Origin of the sequence: Delftia sp. ZNC0008, assembly GCF_000799035.1 — a bacterium.
Taxonomy (GTDB): Bacteria; Pseudomonadota; Gammaproteobacteria; order Burkholderiales; family Burkholderiaceae_C; genus Comamonas; species Comamonas tsuruhatensis.
On the sequence record NZ_JTKZ01000422.1, the window covers coordinates 1 to 1,048 of the forward strand.

The 1,048-nt window shown below is 70.3% G+C and carries 1 protein-coding gene and 1 pseudogene; both read right to left on the minus strand.

The annotated features are described in order from the left end of the window. Positions 1–457 (minus strand): annotated as a pseudogene (locus L995_RS13835) (ATP-dependent DNA helicase); the annotation flags it as partial. Then, the coding region (locus tag L995_RS13840) for a VRR-NUC domain-containing protein (protein ID WP_047472318.1) at positions 454–1,048 on the minus strand (595 nt) is incomplete at its 5' end. The pseudogene L995_RS13835 and the gene L995_RS13840, both read right to left, overlap by 4 nt.

Genomic DNA, 1,048 nt, shown 5'->3' on the forward strand with positions numbered 1-1,048 from the left:
CGCATTGCTGCTCGAAGAAGGCGCGCAGCGTGGCCGCGTCTTCCTCCTGCACCAGCACGGTCTCCTCCGAGTTGCCCACGTTGAAATACACCAGGGCCACGCGCAGCCGCTGCAGGCCGCGCGCCTGGCACAGCAGATGGGCGTAGATGCGCGCCTGGGCCCAGTGCAGTGCCCGGTGGTGGGCGCGCACGCCCTCGATCTGGCCCCGGTAGGTCTTGATTTCCTCGAGCTGGCCAGCCCCGGCGTCGAAGCCGTCGGCACGGCCGCGCACGCGCAGGTCGCCGTATTCACCGGCCAGACTGATCTCGGTCTCGTAGTCCTTGCCCCTGCGCGACTGCACCAGGCTGTGGCCGGCCATGCCCTCCAGCGCGCTGGGCGCGGGCGTGAAGCGCAGGTCCAGGTCGCCCGCGCGTGCCGTGAACTCGCACAGCGCGCGCACGGCCACGGTGTAGCTCACGCGGCCTCTCCCAGCGGCTGGCCGCGCCACTGCACATGGCACACGCGCACGGGAATGCCGTGCTCGGCACAGTACTGCAGCCAGCGGATCTGGTTGTCCTGCAGCTTGTCGCCGGGGGCCTTGGCCTCGACCAGTTCGTAGCGGCGCTCGGCCGGCCAGAAACGCACCAGATCGGGAAAGCCCGTGCGGTTGGCCTGCACGTCGCGCAGCAGCCGCGCAAAGAACAGCTTGAGGTGGGCGGCCGGAATGCAGTCCAGCGCCAGCGCCAGCAGGGGCGCGCTCAGCGTGCCCCAGAACACGAAGGGCGACTGCAGGCCCTGCTTGTCGGCATGGCGCTGCACGATGACCTCGCGCCAGGTGCCATCGTCCAGATGCGCCAGGCATTCCTCGAACAAGGCTGCGCGGCGCTGCACGAAGTCGGGCGCGGACAGGTCGGCCGGGCCGCTCTGGAACGGGTGGAAGAAGGCGCCCGGCAGCGGCGCGAAGATGGCCGGCCAGCACAGCAGGCCGAACAGCGAGTTGATGAGCGCGTTCTCCACGTAGAACACCGGCGCGGCGTCGCTGTGCCAGTGGTCGCGCAGCACGACGCGG